The organism is Paenibacillus sp. G2S3 (assembly GCF_030123105.1).
Lineage (GTDB): Bacteria > Bacillota > Bacilli > Paenibacillales > Paenibacillaceae > Paenibacillus_AQ.
In genome coordinates this window covers 2,030,254-2,054,794 of the sequence record NZ_CP126095.1, presented here as the reverse complement: position 1 = coordinate 2,054,794, position 24,541 = coordinate 2,030,254, and the positions used below count along the sequence as shown (strand labels likewise).

The following is a 24,541-nucleotide window of genomic DNA, read 5'->3' as shown; positions in this document are numbered from 1 at the left end:
TTTCAGACCAGATATAAAGCTACACGCTCTTTAAACTCCGATGAAGGAACCATGCCCAGCTCCGAACGATAAGCCGTCTCGAATCTCTCATATAGTCGTGCAATCTTTTCTTTATTTCCGAGTTTGGCATAAATATCAATCATTTGCTGGTTCATTTCTTCATGCAGCGGATATAAGCTTAAGAACTTTTCTAATCGTTGCTCCGCTTTATGCCAGTCCTGAGAGGCACAATCACTATCCACTAGCAACCGAGTCCAGGTTGTAAAATGCTTGCAATAAGCTTCCTCCAGCGAAATCTTCCATAGATAAGGCTTCCCATCTAACAGAGGCCCCTGATATAAAAAACAAAGCCGCTCCATTTGGGCAGTGTCTTGCATCCCTTCAACCATTTCTAAATGAAACCTTTGATAATCAAGAGCATCATAACTTTCATTTCCGGTCTCTAGCATATAACCATCATTCATTTTGCGGATTTCCATGCCGAAGCCTTTTTCTTTCAGCATCTTCTTCAAGAGGTAAATCGTATTATACAGATTGGATGAACCTCTCTCATCCTGCATATCCGGCCACAACAAATCCATCACTTTCCATTTGCTAATATAACGACCTGCATTACATAGAAAATAAGCGAATAATTCCTCTGCTCTACGTGTTCGAAAATGAATGGGCTTGCCTTCGGAATCACAAACTTCAAAACCACCAAAACAGCGGATCATCGGCCCCGTTTTCTTTGGCTGAAGCTTAGCAGACGGTCTCATCCGTTTAACAAGTCGTTCAGTGACCCTGTTGATCGCTTCGGGTGTTATCGGCTTAAGAATATAATCTAGTGCACTTACCTCGAACGCTTCCAGAGCATAATTTTTGTAGGCCGTTGTAAATACAATTTCCGGTTGATGCATCAGCTTCTGAATTCTGCTCGCGAGCTCAATACCGTTCATCTTTGGCATTTCGACATCTATAAACACGACGTCCGGTTGTAAATCAGGTATACACTCCAGTGCCTCCATTGGATTAGAGAAGGCCCCACTAATGACATAATCTGAATTACGACCGATCAGTACCTTCATCAAATTTAGAATCGGTTTCTCATCTTCAACTATCACTACACGAATCATCGTGTTTCTCCCTCCATGCCCCCAAGGCTTGCTGGTAAATACATTGTTACTTTGGTCCCAAACCCAAGGTCGGAATGAATTGTAAGGGTGGCTCCGGGGATAGCGCCTATACGCTTTCGAATGTTATGGATACCGATACTACCATCCAACTGCTCGTCTCCGGTTAATTGATATAGCAGATCATCTGGCATACCCACCCCATCATCTTCGATGATAACTTTCATATAGTTACCGCCTGCTTGAATCGTTAGCGAAACTCTGCCCTGACCCTCTTTTTCAAACAATCCATGTCTGATCGCATTTTCGACAAAGGGCTGAATGCATAAGGAAGGAATTTCAACAGAACGCAGCCCCTCATCCATATTGAAAATAAAATCAAACCGCTCTCCAAAACGAGCTTTTTCGATCTCCACGTAGGCTTGAATTAGCTCTAACTCCCGGTGCAAAGGAACAACTAAAGTGGAACGGTCCATATCGAGAATATAACGAATGTATTGACTTAACATAGATAACAAATAGGCGGCTTTCTCTCCATCTGTATAACAGAAAGAGATCACACTACTCAGTGCGTTATACAGAAAATGAGGCTTGATTTGCGCTTGATGAAAAGCATACTCATTTCGTATAGCTTCCTGTATCGATGTTTTCATTGCAATCAGCGTTTGAATTCTCGCAATCAGCGTTTCTCCATCAAAAGGCTTGGTTATATAATCATTCGCCCCAGCCCTGAAGCCTAGCGCAATATCCGTTGGCGCATCTTTTACTGTAGCAAACAGAATAGGTAAATCCAGAATGGAGTAACGCACCCTCAAGGTTCGGCACAACTCAATTCCTGAAATACCCGGCATCATGACATCTAATATGACTAGATCCACATTTGGGTATTGCTCCATTTTGTCCATTGCTTCATTCGCTGAAAACGCCGTGATTACATTGTAATGATGCCGTCTTAGAATGTTCAGCAGAATATGGATATTAGAAGCTTCATCATCCACAATTAGGATCGTATATCCACTTTGATCCACAATATCAAGCGAGGTATGCTCAAATTGCGCGTGCTGCCCCACCCCTGTAGCTGCTACTTCGCGGTAGCCTGGGATCCGCTCAATTTTAGGCAATGTGAAGATCATTCGAGTGCCTTGGCCAATCTCAGACCAATCCACCCGAATCTCACCGCCCATCCGTTCGATCAGCTTCCTACTAATGTACAAACCAACGCCCATTCCTGTGTAACCATCTTGCGGAAGAGGTTTATCGACCTGTTCAAAATATTCGAATATGGCTGTATGCATATCAGGGGATATCCCAGTTCCTGTATCTTCAACCGTGACAGACACCGTATTTCCCTCTACATAAGCTTTTATCTGAATGAATCCTTTATCCGTATGCTTAATGGCATTGTGAACTAAATTGTACATTACCTGCCTAAGTCGGCTATCATCCGCAAGCACCCAGACATCCGGTTCTACCTGGTTATCTAATCGAACTGACTTTCCCGCAAGCTCAAACTGTAATACATCAAATACAATTTGCGAGGCCACTCTTAGATCAACCACGGTCTGTTGCAGTCTTAACTCTCCATGCTTCAAAAGGCTGACATCAATTAAATCCTGAATGAGCATAGACAGCTTTGTAGAAGTGTCCTTAATTAACCAAAGATTCTGTTTCTGTATTGGGTACAGATTATCTTCGCCATCTTCTAATAAAAAGGAGGTCATATTCATAATCCCATGCAGCGGAGTTTTGATCTCATGAGAGGTGTTCATTAGAAATTCATCTTTAAGCTGGTTCGAGATTAGTAACTGACGGGACAGCGTTTCCGTCTTGTCATAAGTGTTTGAGAATCGTACAGCTAACATAATATTGAAGAAAACAATAAATCCAATCACACCGCATTTACCCACCAAATCGGTCTGCAGAACATTTTCAGAATAAAGACTTACATCAAAGAAAAAAATCAGGAGCGAAATCGCACCGCTAATAAACAGAAACAATTCTTTCCGATCTGTCGTTTGGCTTTGACTGCGAACATACAAATAAATCATTCTTACTATAATTGCCAGCATAACGATTCCAAGATAGGTTACAAATACATATTTCATTCGAATATGCACACCATACGGCAGCACCAAAACCGAAAACAAGTAAAAGACAAATGGAGACAACACGATCCTCATTCTCTTACTTGACATCAACCGGGACTCTACCGAGCAATAAAACATAATAATGATAATTGAACCGATAAATTGGCTTATTTCCAACATCTTGTAAGTTGATTCAAAAGGGACATAGGGTAATAACTGCTGAAATAACTTCTCTCCATATAGAGAATTATTCAATGAGAGAACAAGCAAATATAAACCGCTGAGCAAATAGGCCTTTTCTCTACGCCCAACGAAATAGAAACTGAGATGGTAAGCCCCAAACATACCCAGAATCAGAATAATTCCAATGTCTGTCCCGATCTGAATGCTGTTCACTTTTGTAATATCCGCTTGTACGCCCAGTGGGATAGAATTCACAATCCCCCCAGTGATAAAGTTAAAGTTAGACACTTGTATTATTATTTCTATCTCTTGGGTATTAGATTGAAAAAATACCGTATACGGAGTATTTCCTGGCTTAAATGACTCTCTGTCCGTTGAAGGAACCCCGCTCTCACCTTCCTGCTTCCCATTGATAAATAACTTTTGAGACATACGGATACTTCTTATTTTCAAACCTAGAATCTCATCCGAATCTTTGACCAACACTTTAAGTCGATAGGTGCCAGCCCCTTTACGGTGCATCCCATCTTCTATGATCTTGCCTTTCCATGTGCCTGGGACGGTTAAATAGGTAGATTTCTTATCTATTCTTTGCCGAATCTCTGTTGGACTCAGTAATTCATTTTCATAAAACTCCCATTCTCCGTCTAGATCCACTAGTCCCTGCTTCTCAAAATCCCATTTCGACAAATCCAGTACGCCCTGCTTAGCCACCGGGGTCTCTTGGTCCTGAATCGTTGGGGAATATATACTTACTAATAGGGAAAAGGCAAGGATAAAAAACAACCCCATCCCGACTATTCCACGATATTTCATCGATCTCAACCTTCAGGCTCCTCTCTATGCGAGTAATTCTACCATTCTACCCGTCGGCTCTCACAAAAATCTCTCAAAACCCCGCCTGTAAGTTTATTCCACCCACTCTAGTATGTTGCTGGCGTTACTCAGTATAATCGGCACTTAAATAGACGTCTATCTACTCTTTTATGCTATCCACCCCAAGCATCTCCAGCCCAAGCCGTACACGTATATCTTCGGCATTCTCTGTTAAATAAAGGGCGTAGGCCTTTATGATTGGTGTGTCCAACACACATTGAAGTTGAAATAGCTTTTTTTGATCGAGATAAGATTGTGCTATAGATCGTGGTAGAAATCCAAAGCCTGCTCCTTGTAGCAGCATGTCCAGCATAATCATCGAGTGATCCGTCTGAAGTGTAGGCATAAAACCCCCTCCAACTATGCTAGTAAACCATTCCGGAAATGGATCTCCCCATTCTAAATGGCAATACTCATGCTGAAAAAAATCCTCCCTGCATACAGCTGCCTCTCTTATTTGTGTAGAGACCAGAATAATCTCATCCTCAAACAAGAGGTGTTTGGTCACCTTAGGGTGTTCCGGCGGGTTATATTTAATCGCAATCTGCACAATTCCATCCAGTAAAAGATCACGAATCATATAACTGGAATCAATATAACTTAGGAATTTGATAGCAACCTTAGGATGATCACGTCTAAATGAAAGAATATGCTGCAGGTAATAATAATGCCAGACGGACCCTGGCCCACTCAGAATGATGTAGTTCTCCAGCTCCTCGGATAGGGTCACCTTGCTCTCTTCAAATAAACGAAGCATTCGCTCAGCATATGGAACAAAGGAAATCCCCGCCTGCGTCAAGCTGACATTCCGGTTATCACGTGTAAGGAGCACCTTGCCCACGGAGTTTTCTAAAGCTTTTATCCTTGCAGTAACGGCAGACTGGGAGATATGCAGATGTTCTGAGGCCTTGGTGAAATTTCGAATTCTGCATACCGCCAAGAAAGCTTCTAATTGAGATAAATCCATGAATTGCACCCTCTATGATTCAAAATATTAATGATTATGATCTATAAAATTCGTTATACAAATTATAAGTATTCAGTTATGATTTCGCTATATTTTAAACTTAAAAGTGCTGGAGGAATTTATATGGTTAGCAAAGTGAGCATCGAACAATTACTAACGGTTAAAGAATCTATAAATGAGCTTTCAGAGCTTCTTATACAGGTCGTGGAGGATGGAGCCTCCATTGGTTTTTTACCACCACTAGATCCATCAGCTGCTACATTATATTGGCACAATGTTTTAGCTTCCGATGTAATCCTTTTTGTCGCAACAATGAATGATATTATCGTGGGAAGTGTACAACTACATTTAAGTACAAAAGCAAACGGAACACACCGAGCCGATATTGCAAAGCTGATGACACACCCTAATTATCGCCGTAATGGTATTGCTCGTTCACTTATGCAAAAGGCTGAAGAAAGAGCTAAAGAGGAAGAACGGTCGTTATTAGTGCTTGATACAAGAGAAGGTGACCCTTCCAATCTCCTCTATTCTTCAATGGGCTACATACAGGCAGGAAGAATCCCGAACTATGCCATATCAGCTAACGGTGAATTACATGCGACAATTTTTTATTATAAAGTTATTGGCTAGACATTTTGAACTTAAAAACAATCTAAAAGGAAGAGTGACGGAGGGAAGTTTGGAACTGTAGGAGCGATAGCGCCCGCCTTTGTCACCGGATTTCGACCGTGAAATACGATATAATCAAGAAATCTGGGGACAACAGCGGCCGGAAGTCCAAGCATTCACCGCAGTCACGCAATTACCTTAATAGAAAAATCTTAAGTTCAACTAATATAGACATTTGTGAAACACCAAGTTATAGTATTAACAACACTTTTAATAACCATTTTTAAAAGTCTAGAGGTGATTAAAATAAACCAAATCGCAAACAATTCTATTCGTGTTAAAAAGATAAATCAGGAACTTATCAAGCAAGCCTTGAAGTCGATGAAAGAAGGAACCAAATCAACGATTGCTAGCGCCACCGGTTTAAGTATTGCCACCTGTGGAAATATTCTGAATGAGCTTATGGAGACTGGTGAAGTCATTGAGACTGAGCTGGAGGCTTCGAATGGAGGTCGGCCAGCCAGACGATTTATCTATAATGTCGATTTTTCTTATATCGCGTGCATCTATGCCAAAATTGAAGGTGGTCAGCAATCCTTAACCTACGCAGTGACCAATTCCGTTGGCGAACGTGTAGATGATGGATATATCAAAGCTGAGAATATTGACGCTACAACCATAGATCATTTAGTAGGTACACTAATCCACCAATATAACAACATCAAAGCAGTGGGTATTGGGATCCCCGGACTGGTTCACCGAGGCGTCATCAATATTTGTGATATCAAGACTTTAATTCATGCTCCCTTAGAATCACTGCTCAGAGAGAAATACGAGGTCGAAGTCACTGTCGAAAATGACATGAATCTAACTGTTTACGGATTCTATAAACAACAGGATTACGAAGAGGATAAGACCATCGTCGTGTTGACCTTTATCAAAGGAGCCTTTCCAGGTGCTGGGATGATGATCGACGGGCATATTCACAAAGGCAATACTAGATTTGCTGGCGAGGTCTCTTTTTTACCGTTTGGAATCTCGCGTGAGGAGCAATTCATTCGTTTGGGTCAGACGGAAACGTTTATCCCATTGGCAGCTCATGCCATCTCCTCATTAACGGCAGTCATCAACCCTGAGACGATAGCGCTCACAGGCGAACAAGTTAGACAAGAGGATGTGCCACATATCTATCAAAGTTGTCTGGAATTCATTCCAGAGGAGCATATGCCTCACCTAATTGTGCTGGATCACCCTGATGATTATTACATGAACGGATTAATTGCGATCACGCTAGAAAGCTTGACCTATTCGTTGCAACTGGTTGAAAAGCGCCGGTAATTTTTTATTAAGCTAGCATTTGCATCATGAATTTAAAACAAACAAGAACATCAGGAGGAATTACGAATGGCAACTAACAAAGAGAATATGATTGCAGGAAAGCTATACATGGCTGGTGGAGAAGAATTAGCTAAAGATAACAAAAGATCCAGAATGCTCACCCGTTTATTTAACAATACGACGGAAGAACAAGGCGAATATAGAGTAGAATTACTTAAGCAATTATTCGAGTCTACGGGAGAATCGTTGTATATTGAGCCGCCTTTCCGTTGTGATTATGGCAGCAATATTACCGTTGGCAATAACTTTTATGCTAATTTCGACTGCATTATCCTGGACGTAGCAAAAGTAACCATAGGTGAGAATGTTCTCTTTGGACCCCGAGTAAGTGTATATACCGCTGGACATCCCATCGATGCGGACGTTCGTATTAGTCTGCTCGAATTCGGTACACCGATTACTATTGGAAACAATGTGTGGGTTGGCGGAAATGCCGTAATCAACCCTGGAGTAAATATCGGCAACAATGTAATCATCGGCGCAGGCTCCGTCGTGACTAAAGATATCCCTGACAATGTAATTGCGGTCGGGAATCCTTGCAGAGTGCTAAGAGAAATTACTGATGAAGATAAACAACACTGGGAAAAGCTTAAAGAAGAATACTACAGAGACATCGAGCAATAAAGATACCCGATCCTGGAGGTTCTCACGTTGAAAAAGCGCTTTGGCGGATTTAACAAGGTTTATGCCATGCAATTGGCAACGATCTTCTTGGGTTTTATTGTGTTTGGAATATCAGAAAATATTAAAGGGCCAGCCATTCCCAGAATTCAGTTTGACTTCAGCCTAGATGAAAAGCAGCTAGGTACCCTTTTATCCTTAAATGCACTAGGTTATTTGATCGCCTGTTCCTTTACAGCTATATTGGTTCGTAAGTGGGGGATCAAGGCTGTCAGTATTATTGCTTTCGCATCCATGATATTCTCTGGCGTTCTAATTTACATTTCCCATAGCTATCCCCTCTTCTCGGCTTCATACTTCCTGATGTATATCGGAAACGGAATGCTTGAGATTGGACTCGCCATTCTGGGAGCACGTATTTTTATTAAAAATACCGGGACCATGATGAACTTATCCCATTTCTTTTACGGATTTAGTTCCACGTTAGCCCCACTGCTGGCAACAGGGCTAATGACTGTAAGTGTATTCGGTCATACTCTTGATTGGCGCGGAATGTATTTAATAATGCTTAGTTTAGCTCTGCTACCTATTCTGTTTGCCTTACGGAGTACGTTTCCGGGTGACGATCTTCCGCATGAGGACCGAATTTCATTAAAATCGTTAGTCCGTGATCCAGCTTTATGGCTAATGGTCCTTATCCTGTCCTTCGGAGTAGTATCGGAGCTTGCCGTAGGCGGATGGCTCGTAAATTTCCTTGAAAAAGCATACAAATGGGATACGGTTACAGCTTCTGGGATGTTGTCCACCTTCTTTCTCTGCTTCTCGTTAGCAAGGCTCCTGCTGGGGCCGGTTACAGATAAAATTGGATTCAACCTATCGCTTATCATATTTTCAGCCTTCTCTGCCCTGTGCACATTTGCCGCTATTTTGGGTGGAGAAAAGCTCGCCTTTCTATTCGCCGCAGCAGGCATCGGGATTGCAATGATTTATCCTACGGTTATGGCTTTTATCGCAAAGAGATATCCCCATGGTAGCGATACCGCCATCACATTTACAGTCACGTTAATGGGAGTGGGCAGCGTAATCGGCAACTATGCTATAGGAGCAGTCATCGAAGGTGTAAAAAAGCTTTACGGTGCGGAGACACAAATAGGCTTGCTACGCGGACTTCAAGCTGGCTATGGTTTTATCGGATTATGTGCAGCAATATGTGCGATATCAGGTTGTGTGCTATATCGTTATTTACATCGCCGCCAAGAACTTATCTAACCTCATCTATATTACTTAAAAAACCTGTCGATTTAATCGGCAGGTTTTTAATGGACCATAGAACTTCCCGATCCAGACTGTTCCGAACGCTGTTCATGATCACCATCGGACTCAGATGACCTTATTTGCTCAAAAACAGGCGAATATGAAGATTTTCGGACTCCAGAGGCGTTATTGGGTTGTTTTTGTTCATAAATAGCTGCTTTGGGACCAGATAACGCCCCCTGAGTCCGAACCTCCCGCCAAAAGAGGCTAGATCCCGAAATAGCGACCATACTGTCCGGCAACATAAGTCAGGCGTAATTAAATTCATACAATTCGCACGTATGATTCACGCAACAATGGCATCTGCTCTAACGATTACCGCCAAGCCACCTATTGCAGCCCACCCATCAACTCCAGCATTTTTTTAACAATTTGCTCCTCTTCGTTGCTCACCTTTTCCGTTGCCAATTCGCCAAGCTCTGTGTGTTCTCCAACACAAACCGAATGAGCGGAATGTCTAAACATTTCTATGTCGTTAGCATCGTTGCCAAAAGCAATGAATCGCTGCGTTTCTAGGCCCAATTGTTGTAGTCCTGTCCATTTATTTACGCCTTTAGGGCTAATATCAATAATGTCCTCTTGACCATGTCTATATATCATAACAGGTAGTTTATGTAGCTGATCTAATAACTGTTCCCCGTTTACACTACTCAAAATAACTACTTTCGCAAGCTCATCTAGCTCAGATGGAGTAACATTTTTGGCGCGTTGTTCTGGATCTACATTTCTACGAATCGGATGATCATCAGAACCCGAATATGAATAATCCCAGTGACTATCAATCAAATAAGCAGCATCAAATTCTTCGATTAACTTTAAGATACTCTCCGAAGTTTGGGGGTCAAAATGTATTGTCGAAACAACCTCTCCGCCCTTTGCAATAAACGCACCATTACCGCCAACCATTGGAAAATGATGCATATGGGACGGTAACACAGGTAATAAATCACGAATAGGCCGGGCTGACGCAAAAATAACCTCATGTCCTTTTTCAATAAGTGCATCCAAGGCTTGTACGATTCGTTCACTCAAAGGTTTACCGCTAAAACAGATCGTTCCATCTAAATCAAAAATAAATTTCATAGTCTATAACCTCCCCTTTTCACTATATTAACGAGATCATATATAATGGAAAGGACCGATGTCCAAAAAGGAGTAAGCAATGAAAACTATTCAAGATCCAAATCTTATAGCACATTACATTACACAAAATAATCTAGATCAAGTATTCACGACGTCAAAACATGCTTTTATCCAGTTACGTATCTATGCGCAGAATGAAATCATTTTGCGTGAGGGCGATGAGCTGGACGGAATTTATTTTCAAGTGGAGGGGCGAACTAAGATTTCTTCCAGTGTGGGAACGGGGAAATCCTTGTTATTACGTTTCTGCTCACCCTTGTCTTTATTCGGAGATATTGAGTTCGTGCAAGAGGTTGTAGTCCAATCCCAAGTGGAAGCGGTACATCAAACTACCCTCTTATTCATCCCGAAACAAAAGGTTGAGTCCGACCTAATGGATAACCACAGCTTTAAAGACTTATTGCTGAAACATCTTTCTTACAAACTTCTAACCTGCACATCCGCATCAAGAACAAACTTACTAGGCGCTGTAGAGGAACGACTCGCAAGTTATTTATTAACGATACAGCTTCAACGGGAATTTGGAAAAGAAATTCAAACGCCCTATATCCCAGATATAGCCTCGTTAATTGGGACTACACCCCGACATTTAAACCGTGTCATTCAGCGGCTCACCGAGATGGAGATCTTATATAAAGTTAAGCAAGAAATTGTCGTGCTCAATTGGGAGCGTTTGGATGAAATGTCTAACGGAATACGGTATGAGTAGGAGCGCAGTTAGTAATTCCATCAATTAGCTAGGGTAACTGCTTAATCGAGGATAAAAGGATCGATGTCATCATAACGGATATCGATCTTCTCTTCGTTACTTTTGACAAGATTTATATACATAGGAGTTAAGTCTATACTCCCGCCACCCACGAGTACATAATAGTCATTATCGATTTCATATTTACGGATGTGTAGACCTGAGCCAACCTCTTCAAAAAAATAGGCATCAAAATCCTTCCAGGTTAACTCCTCGCCTTTTTGGGCTAAGTCACGCAACTCACTCATGGACAACATTGCAGGTTTACTATGATTGCAGGCTGAAAGTATAACTATCAAAGCAATAAATAACAAAGCTATAAATTTACGTTTGCTTCTCATTCTTACACCCCCATTTTCTAACATTTGTTAATTTAAGGATACAAAAATCTCATCCGGCTGTCTATTAGACGATCTCCGTAGATCTGCGTATGATCCCACTCGGCAGGTTATGTAAAGTTAGATTGGTCGTAACTGTGCAGGCCTCCTCCATAGTTGTACTTTATACAGCTAAAAGATCACCCCAAGGTTCAAATCCTGAAACAGCAAGAGCCGATCCTTAAAAACCGGATCGGCCCTATCACTTCCTAATATTAACGTGTAATCAAGGCCAACTTTTCGTTTATCTTCACAGAAGTACCCGCCTGATTGATGACTTCTGTCGTTTCAGTCGTATTCGTAATGATGATCGGTGTAATAATGCTAAAGCCTTCACGGCGGATGCTTTCCAGATCAACTTCCATCAAGATCTCGCCTGCCTTCACCGTGTCACCCGGCTGAACCAGAGGATTGAAGTATTTACCTTTCAGCTTAACCGTATCTATCCCCACATGAATCAGTACTTCTGTACCCTCATGCCCAACAATGGCGATAGCATGCTTCGATTTAGCCAGGGTAGCAACTGTACCGCCAATAGGCGAAGCTACCTGCCCTAAAGAAGGCTCAAGCGCCAGTCCTTTGCCCATCGCCCCACTTGCAAACGCCTCATCCGGTACGGCTGAGAGCGGCAATACGCTACCTGTCATTGGACTGGACAACAATGTAGCATTAACCTTTTCTGTTTCGTCAGCACTGAGGGTTGCTTCATTGTTTACCCAATCCTGCACGGGCTTGTCACCGGACTCCGAAGCTGAAGCTGATACCAGCTTATCGTCCTCAACATCTTTGAAACCGAGCATGAGGCACAATAGAAATGCGGCGACAAAGGAAATAACCATCATAATCACACCGTATATTATGTTTGAAGTTCCCCTCTCACCAGAAAAAGCAAGCAGAGCCATAAGGTTGTTCTGTGGTACATACAAGGTAACATGTACAATCCCGGCGAAGCAGCCCGCGATGCCCGCTGAGATGGCAGCGGCAATCATTGGCTTCTTCAACTTCAAGGTTACACCATACAGGGCTGGTTCTGTGATGCCCATTGTAGAAGAAATCCATGAAGCCGATGCAAGCTGCTTCATCGATTTGCTCTTAGAGCGAATGGCAACTGCCAGTGTAGCACCACCCTGAGCAAGGTTCGCACAGACCTGAGCCACCAGAATTAGGGCTTCCTGCCCCGTGGCTGCGAAGGCAGAGATAAAAATCGGTGTGAGCGCATGGTGCATCCCGGTCATAACAATGAACGGGAATGCTGCGGCGAGAAGAGCCACCATGACAAAACCGAGCGTACCTTGCATCAATTCAATCACATAAGCCAGTCCTTGTCCGGCATAATTCCCCAGCGGTCCAACAACAATTAGGGCCAAAGGTGCGCTGATCAGCAGCAGCAGCGTTGGATTCAACAGAATTTTCAGCATATTCGGAACGATTCGATCTATATATTTCTCAATATAGGACATCATCCATACTGTCAGCAGGACAGGAATGACTGAGGCGGCATAAATGACAGACGGTACCGTCATCCCCAGGAAAGATATCGGATCCTTGGAAGCCACCCAGGAAGAGAAATTAGGATGGAGTAGAACACCAGCGACGATAACTGCGACCGAAGTATTGACTCTGAATTTCCGGGAAGCACTAACCGCTAACAGAATAGGCATGAAATAGAATGCAGCATCCCCGATAATATCCAAGATTCGATAGGTGTCTGCTTCTGGAGACATCAGATCGAAGGTCGTCAACAGTGACAGAATGACCTTAATCATCCCTGCAGCCGTTAACGCCGGAATCATTGGTGTCATACAACCGGTAATCGTATCAATGATCCGGCCAAAGACTCCCTTGGCTTTGCCGTTCCCCGAAGGCTTACCAGAACCGCTGTCATCAGCACTCTGCACATTAAGATCAATAATTTCTTTATAAACAGCATTTACTTCATTGCCGATAATAACCTGATATTGGTCGGACGTTACGTTCACCCCCGCTACCGCTTCCATCCGGTTCAACTGTTCCTTGTCGGCTTTATCATTGTCTTTTAAACGGAACCGCAAGCGAGTCATGCAATGTTCCAGATCAATGATATTTCCCTTCCCACCGACCTGATGTATGATTTGTTCAGCAATTTGTTTGTAGTCTTTTTTCATATGCTCTTCCCCTTTAACCGTTTTCATTCGAGCGCTTGGAAAATAACGGAGCCGCAAGTCCTCTTCCAGAGGATGCCGCTTCCGTTTACAGACACCTCTTTAGAGGCACTCGCCGCCTGATTCAATCACCTTTTTATACCAGTGATAACTGGCTTTTTTATACCGTTTAAAAGTACCTTTGCCGTAGTCATCAGCGTCCACATAAATATATCCGTAACGTTTGGACATTTTGCCCTCACTTACACTGACCAAGTCGATGCTGCCCCATGACATATAGCCAATTAGCTCTACTCCGTCCTGTTCCACAGCATCCTTCATGTTGCGTAAGTGATCGGACAGGTATTCAATCCGGTAATCATCTTGAACATGAAAGTTCTCATCCGGTTCATCAGCGATTCCAAGGCCATTCTCGACGATAAACAACGGAATCCGGTAACGATCATATAATTGATTCATTGTTATACGAAGTCCAATCGGATCTATTTGCCAGACACTTCCACTAGGTGGTAGATAAGGATTTTTTACCGTCTCAAAACCATTCGTACGACGAGTCTCCAGTCCTTCCGTAGATGCTGCCGTACAAGCGCTTGAGTAATAGCTGAAGGAGACAAAATCTACTGTATTGTTCTTCAGAATTTCGAAATCTTCCGGTTCCGTGTGAATGTTGATCTTGTGCTTGGCAAAATACGGTGCGATATAATTTGGATATTTACCGTATACCTGCACATCGGAGAAGAATAGTGTATGTTTGTCACTTTCCAGAGAAGCGAATACATCCTCCGGCTTACATGTATATGGATATGTCTTGCCAGCCGCTAGCATACAGCCAAACTGGATACCAGGAACCATTTGCTTGCCCGCTTCCACAGTCAGAGCGTTAGCCAGAAGCTGATGATGCGCAGCCTGATATTTTTTCTCCTGCTTGTTCTCAGCCGCTGTAAAGGTTAAGCCCCCTCCTATAAAAGGGATATGCAGGACCATATTCATCTCATTAAATGGAATCCAATATTTCACTCTGTGCCCAAATCGGCTGAGCAGCGTCTTGGCATAATGGACGTAAAAACCAACCACTTGGCGGTTCGCCCAGCCCCCGTAATGCTCAACTAAATGCATCGGCAAGTCAAAGTGACTGATAGTAATCACTGGCTCAATGTTGTGTTTCTCTAGCTCGTCCAAAATGCTCTCATAAAATGCGAGGCCTGTCTCCAGCGCAGTAGCTTCATCCCCATTCGGGAATAGTCGCGGCCAAGAGATGGAGAATCGGAAGGCATTGATGCCCATTTCCGCCAGCATGGCGATATCCTCTTTGTAATGTTCTCGGAAATGAATCCCCGTATGGCTCGGATAATGTTGGCCCTCTTCTGTAAAAATATTATCTTCGTCCATCATTACGTCTTTCAAACGACGGTCATTCATGGGCAGAACATCGAAATTGGATAGACCTTTGCCATCCTCCAAATGCGCACCCTCGGTCTGGATAGCCGAAATAGCGCCGCCCCACAGGAAATCTCGGGATAATTTCATAATAAAACCTCCAAGTTGCTAACAGTTTGTAAATGCTCTCATTTATAAGCACCAATCTGTTTTCTTTAGTTGCCTATGCCTATAATAAGGCTTGCTAGAAGAGAATGAATCCCTTGATTTCATCAAATTGTTCTCATATTTGGTCCTGTCCAAAAGCAACTTTGATGGTTGAGCTTTTATATTGCAGAGGAGCGATACCAATACTTTCCTTGAACAAACGATAGAAAGTCTTCGTGCTTCCGAAGCCTACCTTACCGGCAATCTCCGTTACAGGATCATCTTCGTTGAGGAGAATCCACTTCGCCTTATCAATTCGGTATTCGTTCAAAAAGGTAACAAAGGTTTTGCCGGTATGCTTCTTGAAGAATTTGGTGAAATACGATGGGGTGAAGCCTAGAATTTTGGCAGCATCCGCAAGTTTTATAGGATGGGTATAGTTTTTCTCCACATACTGGAACACCATGGACAACTGTTCGAGAATTTCACGGGAATAAGGCTTATTGCTGACCATACGCGGTTTAAAATGATCCAGTTCGCGATACATCACAGTGATCAGCTCACACAATAGGCTTTTGATAGCATATGCGTAACCGATTCGTTTCTCCTTGCCTTCCTGGTATAGCTTATACAATAACTGTAGGATTTTCTTCTGAATATCCGGCCGCCAGTACGTGGAATACGGTTCAATTGAGGCAAACAGCTCCTCCAGTGAAAAAGGTGTGTTATTCAGAACCATCACGTCCTGAAAAAAACTAAGATCAAATTGGAAGACCAGCCGCTCACTTTTTGGTGAAGCCATCACATAATGAATATCTCCACCTTTGATGAAGACGAACTCATTTTCTTTAAGCTGCATCGGCTGGTCATTTACTCCAAGGTTCACTTTCCCTTTGACGATCCAGATAATTTCCATTTCCTTATGCCAATGCGGTGTAGTCAATATGCTACCATCGTTCTCAATACAGCGGTACGGAAAAGCTTTATCCAGTCTTGGGAATTCCAAATAAATGGCCATCTTATCATCTCTCTTACTTATTTAGTGGATTTATAATCTCATTTATAGCGCACAAAGGCGAGCTCAGCTATTAAAGCTGAAACGTAAAAAGAGCTATCCAGTACCCGACCAGGGAAGCATGGACAGCCATTTAGTGATCGTTAATGATTCAACTCTCTCATTTCGTAATTGCCCCGCCGTTCCGGCGAAACTGCTTGGGGGTCAAGCCCGTGTATTTTTTAAATAACTGTGTATAGTAACTTTGACTGCAAAATTTAAACATCAATGCGATTTCGGAAATAGACTGATTCGTGTGAATGAGGATCGACTGCGATTCCTCAATTCTACGTCGGTTGATAAATTCCGTGAGTGGCATACCCGTTTCGCGCTTGAAGCGGTCGGACAAATAACTGGGATGCACACCAACATGCCGGGAGATCAGGCTAAGGTTCAAATCTTGAAACAGATGCTCGCGTATAAAATATACGGATAGATTGACAATATGTGAATAGTGAAGGTTCTCCTTCTGCTGGCGCATCACTGTAATGAACTGCAGGACCATTTCATATTCATATCGATGAAGTGCCTCTAGCTCCGTCGTAGCTTCCACCGCACGGATGAACGTATCACTCAGCTGAAAAGCCGTCTCAGGGTCAACACCACCCCGGATAATCGCACGTGTAAACAAGGTGCAGGACGCAATCATAGCGTTTTTCTTGGAGCGCAGCGGATATCGGGCTAGCGTAGCGGCTTCCATTGCGTTAATTCTATGCAGTGCTTCCAGTGCCCGCTTCTCGTCACCGATTCGGATCGCTTCCAAAAGCTCATGTTCATAATCCAGCGGAGGATGAACAAATCCCTCTGACAGATCCACAGAACGTGTAGACCAATATTCCGGCAGTTTATGTTGTCCTTTAAGTTGATCCATACTTATTAACCTCACCTAAAAATTTTGATATAATCCTAAATAATTTAGTATAATTCTAGCCCTTTCGGACTTAAAATTCAATGCATAACCATCAAGGGAGGAAACATAAGCATGAGCTGGAGCATTGCCAATCAGGGATTGTCAGCAGATACTCTGCTAAATTTGGAAAGTATTTTTGCGCTGGGGAACGGATATTTGGGCGTGCGTGGCAATTTTGAAGAAGGGTATTCCGATAAAGAAATCCGCAGTATCCGCGGAACGTATTTGAACGCCTTTCACGATGTGATTGACATTCCCTATGGGGAGAAGCTATTCGCCTTTCCAGGTACACAGCAAAAATTGGTTAATATTATAGATTCCCAAGGGATAAATATTTATATAGGCGAAGATATGGAGCCATTTGCACTTACAGAAGAGAGTGTCCTCGCCTATGAGCGTAACCTCCATCTGGATAAGGGATATTCGGAACGTAAGATCCACTGGAAATCCCCCTCCGGTAAAGAACTCAAGCTGCATTTCCGTAGACTCGTTTCTTTCACTACCCGTGAGCTTTTTGCCATTCATCTGACTCTTGAACCTATCAATTTCAACGGTCCGATCCGGATTGTCTCTCGTGTAAACGGCGATGTCAGCAACTATACGAATCCGAATGACCCGCGTGTAGCTGCAGGACATTCCAAACGCCTGAGCGTAGTAACGTGTGAAGCACGTGGTGAATATGTTTGCCTGGAGAATGAGACGATGGCTTCGGCCCTGCGGACCTCCTGTGTTACCCGGCATGAATGGGAAGGTAACTGGCAGGTTGAAACTCAGGCTGGAGAAACCGACGCCATAGTGACGGCAACCTCCTCCTTATCTGGACCGCTATCGCTGACCAAATGGAATGTCTATACCGATACACTACGACATGAGCAAAGGCTTGTAAATACCGGTATTCAAGTACAGGAATCATTGAAGCATCTCTCCTTTGAAGACATGCTGGAACAGCAGGAGCAATATTTGGCTGACTTCTGGAAGCGCTCCGATGTAGGGATTGAGAACGACATATCGCTTCAGGAAGGCATACGTTTCAACCTTTATCAGCTGCTGCAATCAGCCGGACGCGACGCGCATAGCAACATCTCAGCCAAAGGTTTATCCGGTGAAGGGTACGAAGGCCATTATTTCTGGGACACGGAAATTTATATGTTCCCTGTGTTCCTAATGACCTCCCCTGACTTGGCCCGGCAGCTCCTATTGTACCGGTATTCCAAACTGGAAGAGGCAAGAGAACGTGCTAAAGAGATGGGTCATGCCCAAGGTGCATTGTTCCCATGGCGGACGATTTCAGGTACGGAATGTTCCTCCTTCTTCCCATCCGGCACAGCCCAATATCATATCAGCGCCGATGTAGCCTACAGCTATATCCAATACCATCTGGCGGAAGAAGATGACGCCTTCTTGCTCCAATACGGCGCCGAGGTGCTATTTGAGACAGCGCGGCTTTGGATGGAAATCGGTCATTACTACGAAGGCAAATTTCACATTGATGAAGTGACTGGACCGGACGAATACACTTGTCTTGTGAACAACAACTATTACACCAATGTAATGGCCAAACATAATTTAAAATGGGCCGCACGCAGTTTTGCCCGGCTTCAAGAATATGACGAGGCTGGATTCCAAGCTTTGTGTGTGCGCCTGCATGTGACCGGACCAGAAGCAGACAGCTGGCTGAAGGCGGCGAATGCCATGCTGCTTCCTTACGACGAGAAGCTGGGCATTAATCCGCAGGATGATACTTTTTTACGCAAAGCGGTCTGGGATTTCGACAATACACCACCGGAGAAACATCCGTTGCTGCTGCATTACCACCCGCTCACGCTGTACCGTTATCAGGTCTGCAAGCAAGCCGATACTGTACTCGCTCATTACTTGCTGGAAGACGAGCAGTCTCAAGAAACTATTCGCAAATCGTATGATTATTATGAGCAAATCACTACCCATGATTCCTCCTTGTCCTCTTGCATATTCAGCATCATGGCCTCGAAGATCGGGTACAAGGACAAAGCGTATAACTATTTTATCGAGACGGCGCGGCTCGATCTCGACAATACGCACGGAAACACTAAAGACGGATTACATCTCGCCAATATGGGTGGAACGTGGATGGCCATTGTGTACGGTTTTGCCGGAACACGTCTCAAGGAAAATGGCCTGTCGCTCGCTCCGTCCCTACCTACGGGCTGGCAGAAATATAACTTCCGCCTCACCTTCCGCGGCCGCCTCATTGCTGTAACCATTCGCGAGGAAGGTGTGGAGCTTGAATTGCTAGAGGGTGAAGCCCTTGAACTTACGCTCTATGGCCAATCGGTAACTCTGGGCAACGAGAAGCCGGTAACTCAGGCGCTGCAAGCCTAATTCATAAGGAGCGAAACACAATGAATGCAACATCTCAAATTCAAGCCGTAATCTTTGATCTAGACGGCGTTATTACCGATACCGCAGAATACCATTATCAGGCTTGGGGCATGATTGCGAAAGAGCTGAGCCTCCCGTTCACCCGAGAGTTCAATGAGAATCTCAAAGGTGTATCGCGCATAGCCTCACTGGAGTTGCTACTTGGACAAGCGGCAGCTCCGCACACTTACTCTCCCGAAGAGATGGAGGAGATGGCGAACCGCAAAAATGAGTTTTATCAGCAGCTCATTCAGCAGGTAACCCCGGCCGATGTGCTGCCTGGTATTTCTGAATTGCTCGCTGAGCTGAAGGATCACGGAGTGAAGACTGGCATTGCCTCCGCTAGTAAAAATGCCTTTACAGTTATCCGCCTTCTAGGTATGGAGAAAGACTTCGGAGTTATTGTAGATGCAGCCAAGCTTGCCCGCAACAAACCAGACCCGGAAGTATTCCTGACCGCCGCCGATGCGCTTGGTGTAGATCCGCAATTTTGCGTCGGGGTCGAAGACGCAGTCGCCGGGGTAGAAGCGATCAAAGCGGCAGGTATGTTCGCTGTATATATCTCCTTACAGGAGAGCTTGTCCATCGCTGATATGAACTTGAACAACACTGCTGAACTTAACTACTCCGAGCTAAACCAGCAATTCGCTAATAAGAATAGAGTAACTAAATAATCGGGTATCCCAGTCTAAATATATGTAAGTTACGAACTAAGCTGGCAAGCTCCTAAAGGAAGCTTGCCGGCTTTTGTTTGAAATATACTTCTCAGAACGTCCACTTCTAATCCCCATTACGGTCACCTTCACAGCATTCCAGCTTTATCAGACCTATCTTTAAAAAGCTTCTTTATAGTGAGTCCAAATAAAACACAACAAGTCAGTGCTGCACAAAAATCAGCAATAGGCTCAGCAATAATTACTGCATCTGTTTTCGGGCTAATAAATGTCGGGAGCAAAAGGACCAATGGAATAAGCAAAATAATCTTACGCAAGATCGCAATAAAAATAGAAACTCGTGCTTGTCCCAAAGCAATAAATACTTGTTGAAACGCTAATTGAATACCAAAAATACAAGTGCCAAGGAAAAATATCTTCATTAATCTAGCGGTCAGAGCCACAAGCTCAGGATTGTTGGTAAAAATGATAATGGGCAGCTTCGGAACAAAAATGGCCACGCCCCACATCGACAATCCGAAAGCTGCGCAAAAAACACTGCAATATAAAATGGTGGATTTTACACGTGCGAAATCGCGAGCGCCATAATTATAGCTAATAATAGGCTGTGCCCCTTGCGCAAAACCAGATAACAACGTCCCAAAGATTTGCATCAATGTTCCCATAATCCCCATGGCAGCAACGTACATATCGCCTCCAAATTTAGCTAAGGACGTGTTAAATACAATTTGAATTAAACTTTCGGTCGACATCATAATAAACGGAGAAAGTCCCAATGCAAGTACACTTGCAGCTTCCTTAGGTTTAATACGCATATTGGATAGGCGTAAGCGCAGATGAGCTCGTTTAGAGATTAAGAACCCCAGTACCCAACCGGCCGAAATAAATTGAGCAATAACAGTAGCCAACGCTGCACCCTTAATGCCCATATTCATCTGAAAAATAAAAATGGCATCTAGGACGATATTTACGACCGCACCAATGCACACCGTGAGCATGGCTGTTTTGGCATAACCTTGTGCTGCAATAAATGGATTCAATCCCAACGAAATGAGCACCGCCACAGTTCCTAGAAGGTATATGCTTAAAAAATCACTAGCCAGCGGCAATGTATCGTGGCTCGCTCCGAATAACGTTAAGAAAGGCGACTTAAAGATCAGAAACAAAGCGGTTAGGATTACGGATGCCATCAGCAGCATAGTAAAACAACTTCCCAGTAATTCTTCTGCTTTTTTATGTTCTCCTTCGCCCATCTTTATGGAAGCTAGGGGTGCCCCACCAGCTCCGATTAGAGCTGCAAATGCTGAAATCAACATAATGATCGGAAAAGATATCCCTATAGCGGATAAGGCTAGTGTTCCCCCCTCCTCCATTCTTCCGAGGAACATCCGGTCAACTACACTGTACATGGCATTGATTAGCTGAGCTATAACGGCAGGAATAGCCAATAAGAAAATAAGCTTGGGTATACTTTGGTTGGCAAAACGATCCTTTATTTGATTATTCATTCAGTTCATTTCCACTATAGCTTCTCGTAGGCTTTTAGGAAGCTTTTTGACTACCATATCGTAGGAGTGGTCAATCATGTCAAAGACATCCGACTCTGACAAGGAACCATCGATCATGATCGAATTCCAGTGTTTTTTGTTCATATGAAAGCCTGGCCGAACGCAATCATGCTGCTCTCTTAGGTTTTCCGCAATGATCGGGTCACATTTTAAGTTTAAGCGAACATCCTTCCCTTTTTCCTCAAAAATAAGCGCGAACATTTTATCAGCAACTTTGATGACTAATGGTGTAGGCCCAAACGGATGCTCCTGAGTCGCTCCTTTCTTTTTCAAACAGTATTCGATGATATTATTCTTCAACTTTCTCTCTCCTTCACTGAGCAACAATCTGATCATTTCTGCCATTAAACACGTTTCTTAATTATATCATTTTGTTCACCCGAGCAGTTCCCACAATCATTTATAACAGAGAAAAGACCGTCTCCATCGAGAGCGGTCATAAAGTTCATTGATATATGAATAATAGTAATGCGACAACTTCTCTCAAAATACCCGCTTCTGATTCCGATCGTCAATAATAATCTGCACGGCTTCTTTAAACCGAATCGCATGGATAATCTCCCGCTCCCTTAGGAACTTAAGGCTATCCTGCAGATCCACGTCATCCGTCATGTCAATCAGCCACTGATATGTAGCCCGAGCCTTTTCTTCAGCCGCAATGTCCTCATAAAGATCAGCCAGCGGGTCACCCTTGGCAGCGATATAGGCTGTTGTAAATGGTACGCCTGAGGCATTATTGTAGAACAAGGCATGATCATGCGCTGCAAAATGAGGGCCTAATCCAGCTTCCTCTAATTCGCAAACCGACGCATCCTTTGTCAGCTTATAGATCATCGTTGCAATCATCTCGAGGTGGGCGAATTCTTCTGTAGAAATATCGTTCAAAACGCCAATAACTTTATCCGGAATCGTGTATCTTTGATTCATATAGCGCAGGGCTGCGGCGAGCTCACCGTCGGCTCCTCCGTATTGCTCACTTAAATAACGCGCCATCCGGATATCACATTTACCGACCCGTACCGGATATTGCAGCTTCTTCTCATATATCCACATTCGGGAACTTCCCCTCCTCTAGAAACTTAGTTCCTTACAGTTACATACTTCTTACACCTGCCAAGGCCAAGGAGCCTGATTCCATTCCCACGGACATTTCGAATAAGCGCGACCAAAATTCTGCAGCGGACCGTATAATTCCTGAAATTGATTCGCGAGCTTGGTACGTTCCTGAGTCAGCTGATTAAATTGTTCAATACTTCTTAAATCATCAGGATGAGTGTTCAGATATAAGTTTAACTCCACCAAGGCAAAATCAAGAGTCTGCAGCTCTTCAAGCATTTCATAATATCGTTGATCGCAAGGGTTTGCCTCCATAGTCTACTTTCCTCCTCCTTTGCACTTTGATTCATACGGGCTGAACAGTGCTGGCCAGAGCGTGCCATACTTCAAAGCCTCCTGCAAACTAAACTGCGGTAAATCGGGTGGCTGAAAGGTGATGAACTGATTCGGTGGAACTACATATGTCTTGAATGGCACCGGTGGGCAAGGATCAAACGGGCCCCTAAACGGGGTGTACCTCCGTAGCTGTGATTCCATGTTTTCTGTACCTCCTTTGTTCCTGTTCCTTCTTTAAAGACTCTGAATATTACTCCCTTAGCTAACTTATGACAGCAGGACACAATATAAAACGTTATTTATAAAAAAAGCCCTGAAGCAAGATTTTTTATGCAGTATGCACGACAAATAAGCTGTCTTCGGAAAAATACCGGAAACAGCTTATCACTTGGACTTATTTAGTATTAAGATCAAGACTACACTTTTGTAGGCGAATCTTCGTCGGTAATTTCAAGGATATCCAACATAAATACAAAAATAGGAATGCCAAGAATAAGTCCCCAGACACCTATATAATGCTCAGAGAACAACAACACGATGAAGGTGTAGAACATCGGTAAATTCATTTTTGTGGACATCAGCTTGGGATTCAAGAAGTAGCCTTCGAGAAAATGCAACACCGCAATGATCGCCAGTACATAAGTAACGGTTGTCAGACCGCCGATGTTGTAGCCGATGATTAAAAGCGGAATGAGCGAAATCAAAAAACCAACCACCGGAATGAGACTGAGCAGAAAAATCAAGATCGACAAGGCAAATAAATATGGGAAGTTAAGCAGCCACAAGCCAATAACAGTAAGACAGGTGTTGAACATGGCAATGAGAATTTGCGCTTCAATTACTTTCCCAAAGGAAACGATAAATTTTCGGCTGAAAAACTCCAGATCTATATAAAACCAAGCAATCCGGCTCTCTCTCATCCTAGAAGTGAAACTGACCACCCGGTTCTTCTCCAGAATAAACACAAAGCTTAGAATGGTTGATATAACGAAAGTGGCACCCCAGTTGCTAACCTTTAGTACATAATCAATGCCTCTTTTGATGTAGGACTGATAGTTAAGGTCCCTGAGCATATCATACAAATACAATGTGATTTTGTTCTGCGGAAGATCATCTGATTTGAGATTGGTAAGGAAGATGGTTAATTGCTTAATCTGTTCCAATACCTTAGGAAGATATTTAGCAAGGGCCAGTACAATCACTGCGATTAAAGCGAGGTATAAAATGACAATAATCACCTTACTGTTTACCTTCATAAATTTACCAATCCATTTACTAAGCAATGTCTGAAAGCTGTTCATGACAAAAGCAATCAAAAACGTCAGCAACACCAGATTAAGCATCCCTCGAATACTGTACAGCAGCAATCCGAGAAGTGCGAGAATAAAAAAGCGTCTGGTGCTTATATTCGCGTAAAATCGCTTGAATACATTCATTGAT

At 43.4% G+C, this 24,541-nt stretch carries 22 protein-coding genes; 7 read left to right on the top strand and 15 right to left on the bottom strand.

The annotated features are described in order from the left end of the window. Window positions 1–2 precede the first annotated feature (2 nt). The 3 genes from QNH28_RS08845 to QNH28_RS08835 form a co-directional block, all read right to left on the bottom strand. Window positions 3–1,115, bottom strand: a complete 1,113-nt coding sequence (locus QNH28_RS08845; RefSeq protein WP_283911039.1) for a response regulator — start codon at window positions 1,113–1,115, stop codon at window positions 3–5. Beyond that, window positions 1,112–4,198, bottom strand: coding sequence for a hybrid sensor histidine kinase/response regulator (locus tag QNH28_RS08840; protein WP_283912093.1), 3,087 nt, complete (start codon window positions 4,196–4,198; stop codon window positions 1,112–1,114). The genes QNH28_RS08845 and QNH28_RS08840 overlap by 4 nt, the downstream gene beginning before the upstream one ends. Before the next feature lie 160 nt (window positions 4,199–4,358). Next, entirely contained in the window at window positions 4,359–5,225 is an 867-nt protein-coding gene (locus tag QNH28_RS08835; RefSeq protein ID WP_283911038.1) for a LysR family transcriptional regulator, read from the bottom strand. 123 nt (window positions 5,226–5,348) lie between these two features. Here QNH28_RS08835 and QNH28_RS08830 point away from each other — a divergent pair, with 123 nt between their 5' ends. The 4 genes from QNH28_RS08830 (at window position 5,349) to QNH28_RS08815 (ending at window position 9,125) form a co-directional block, all read left to right on the top strand. Then, window positions 5,349–5,858 carry a GNAT family N-acetyltransferase gene (locus QNH28_RS08830; protein ID WP_283911037.1) on the top strand — a complete coding sequence of 170 codons (510 nt, stop codon included), beginning with the start codon at window positions 5,349–5,351 and terminating at the stop codon, window positions 5,856–5,858. A 360-nt stretch (window positions 5,859–6,218) separates the two neighbouring features. Then, a complete protein-coding gene (locus tag QNH28_RS08825; RefSeq protein WP_283912092.1) occupies window positions 6,219–7,175 on the top strand; it encodes an ROK family protein in 957 nt (318 codons plus the stop codon). Window positions 7,176–7,241: 66 nt separating this feature from the next. Further along, on the top strand, window positions 7,242–7,859 hold the full coding sequence (locus QNH28_RS08820) for a sugar O-acetyltransferase (RefSeq protein ID WP_283911036.1): 618 nt from the start codon (window positions 7,242–7,244) through the stop codon (window positions 7,857–7,859). A 66-nt stretch (window positions 7,860–7,925) separates the two neighbouring features. Further along, window positions 7,926–9,125 carry an MFS transporter gene (locus QNH28_RS08815; RefSeq protein WP_283912091.1) on the top strand — a complete coding sequence of 400 codons (1,200 nt, stop codon included), beginning with the start codon at window positions 7,926–7,928 and terminating at the stop codon, window positions 9,123–9,125. A gap of 375 nt (window positions 9,126–9,500) precedes the next feature. On the opposite strand, the gene QNH28_RS08810 is transcribed toward QNH28_RS08815, so the two are convergent. Continuing rightward, on the bottom strand, window positions 9,501–10,253 hold the full coding sequence (locus QNH28_RS08810) for an HAD-IIB family hydrolase (protein WP_283911035.1): 753 nt from the start codon (window positions 10,251–10,253) through the stop codon (window positions 9,501–9,503). A gap of 79 nt (window positions 10,254–10,332) precedes the next feature. On the opposite strand from QNH28_RS08810, the gene QNH28_RS08805 reads away from it, so the two are divergent. Further along, on the top strand, window positions 10,333–11,022 hold the full coding sequence (locus tag QNH28_RS08805) for a Crp/Fnr family transcriptional regulator (RefSeq protein WP_283911034.1): 690 nt from the start codon (window positions 10,333–10,335) through the stop codon (window positions 11,020–11,022). A gap of 41 nt (window positions 11,023–11,063) precedes the next feature. Here the strand turns inward: QNH28_RS08805 and QNH28_RS08800 are convergent, their stop codons facing one another. From QNH28_RS08800 to QNH28_RS08780, 5 genes are all read right to left on the bottom strand, one after another. After that, the gene (locus tag QNH28_RS08800; protein ID WP_283911033.1) at window positions 11,064–11,402 is read right to left on the bottom strand and encodes a hypothetical protein; all 339 of its coding nucleotides are present in this window, start codon (window positions 11,400–11,402) and stop codon (window positions 11,064–11,066) included. Window positions 11,403–11,653: 251 nt separating this feature from the next. Beyond that, a complete protein-coding gene (locus tag QNH28_RS08795; protein WP_283911032.1) occupies window positions 11,654–13,609 on the bottom strand; it encodes a beta-glucoside-specific PTS transporter subunit IIABC in 1,956 nt (651 codons plus the stop codon). Window positions 13,610–13,681: 72 nt separating this feature from the next. Next, the gene (locus QNH28_RS08790; RefSeq protein ID WP_283911031.1) at window positions 13,682–15,106 is read right to left on the bottom strand and encodes a 6-phospho-beta-glucosidase; all 1,425 of its coding nucleotides are present in this window, start codon (window positions 15,104–15,106) and stop codon (window positions 13,682–13,684) included. Window positions 15,107–15,239: 133 nt separating this feature from the next. Then, a complete protein-coding gene (locus tag QNH28_RS08785) occupies window positions 15,240–16,121 on the bottom strand; it encodes an AraC family transcriptional regulator (protein ID WP_283911030.1) in 882 nt (293 codons plus the stop codon). Between the two features lie 157 nt (window positions 16,122–16,278). Beyond that, window positions 16,279–17,028, bottom strand: coding sequence for an AraC family transcriptional regulator (locus tag QNH28_RS08780; RefSeq protein ID WP_283911029.1), 750 nt, complete (start codon window positions 17,026–17,028; stop codon window positions 16,279–16,281). A gap of 111 nt (window positions 17,029–17,139) precedes the next feature. Between QNH28_RS08780 and QNH28_RS08775 the strand changes: the two genes are divergently transcribed. Both QNH28_RS08775 and pgmB read left to right on the top strand, forming a co-directional pair. After that, a complete protein-coding gene (locus tag QNH28_RS08775; protein WP_283911028.1) occupies window positions 17,140–19,428 on the top strand; it encodes a glycoside hydrolase family 65 protein in 2,289 nt (762 codons plus the stop codon). A 20-nt stretch (window positions 19,429–19,448) separates the two neighbouring features. Next, the gene (pgmB, locus tag QNH28_RS08770; protein ID WP_283911027.1) at window positions 19,449–20,141 is read left to right on the top strand and encodes a beta-phosphoglucomutase; all 693 of its coding nucleotides are present in this window, start codon (window positions 19,449–19,451) and stop codon (window positions 20,139–20,141) included. 128 nt (window positions 20,142–20,269) lie between these two features. On the opposite strand, the gene QNH28_RS08765 is transcribed toward pgmB, so the two are convergent. The 6 genes from QNH28_RS08765 to QNH28_RS08740 all read right to left on the bottom strand — a co-directional run bounded on the left by QNH28_RS08765 (window position 20,270) and on the right by QNH28_RS08740 (window position 24,537). Beyond that, entirely contained in the window at window positions 20,270–21,649 is a 1,380-nt protein-coding gene (locus QNH28_RS08765; RefSeq protein ID WP_283911026.1) for an MATE family efflux transporter, read from the bottom strand. Continuing rightward, window positions 21,650–22,045: an MmcQ/YjbR family DNA-binding protein gene (locus tag QNH28_RS08760; protein ID WP_481858381.1), complete on the bottom strand. Its 396-nt coding sequence runs from the start codon at window positions 22,043–22,045 to the stop codon at window positions 21,650–21,652. It abuts the gene before it with no gap. A 147-nt stretch (window positions 22,046–22,192) separates the two neighbouring features. After that, window positions 22,193–22,762 carry a manganese catalase family protein gene (locus QNH28_RS08755; protein WP_283911024.1) on the bottom strand — a complete coding sequence of 190 codons (570 nt, stop codon included), beginning with the start codon at window positions 22,760–22,762 and terminating at the stop codon, window positions 22,193–22,195. Between the two features lie 51 nt (window positions 22,763–22,813). Beyond that, window positions 22,814–23,080, bottom strand: a complete 267-nt coding sequence (locus QNH28_RS08750; RefSeq protein WP_283911023.1) for a spore coat protein CotJB — start codon at window positions 23,078–23,080, stop codon at window positions 22,814–22,816. 3 nt (window positions 23,081–23,083) lie between these two features. Then, complete coding sequence (locus tag QNH28_RS08745; RefSeq protein WP_036684070.1) at window positions 23,084–23,302, bottom strand: spore coat associated protein CotJA; 219 nt, start codon at window positions 23,300–23,302, stop codon at window positions 23,084–23,086. A gap of 215 nt (window positions 23,303–23,517) precedes the next feature. Further along, window positions 23,518–24,537 carry an AI-2E family transporter gene (locus QNH28_RS08740; protein ID WP_283911022.1) on the bottom strand — a complete coding sequence of 340 codons (1,020 nt, stop codon included), beginning with the start codon at window positions 24,535–24,537 and terminating at the stop codon, window positions 23,518–23,520. Between the last annotated feature and the right edge of the window lie 4 nt (window positions 24,538–24,541).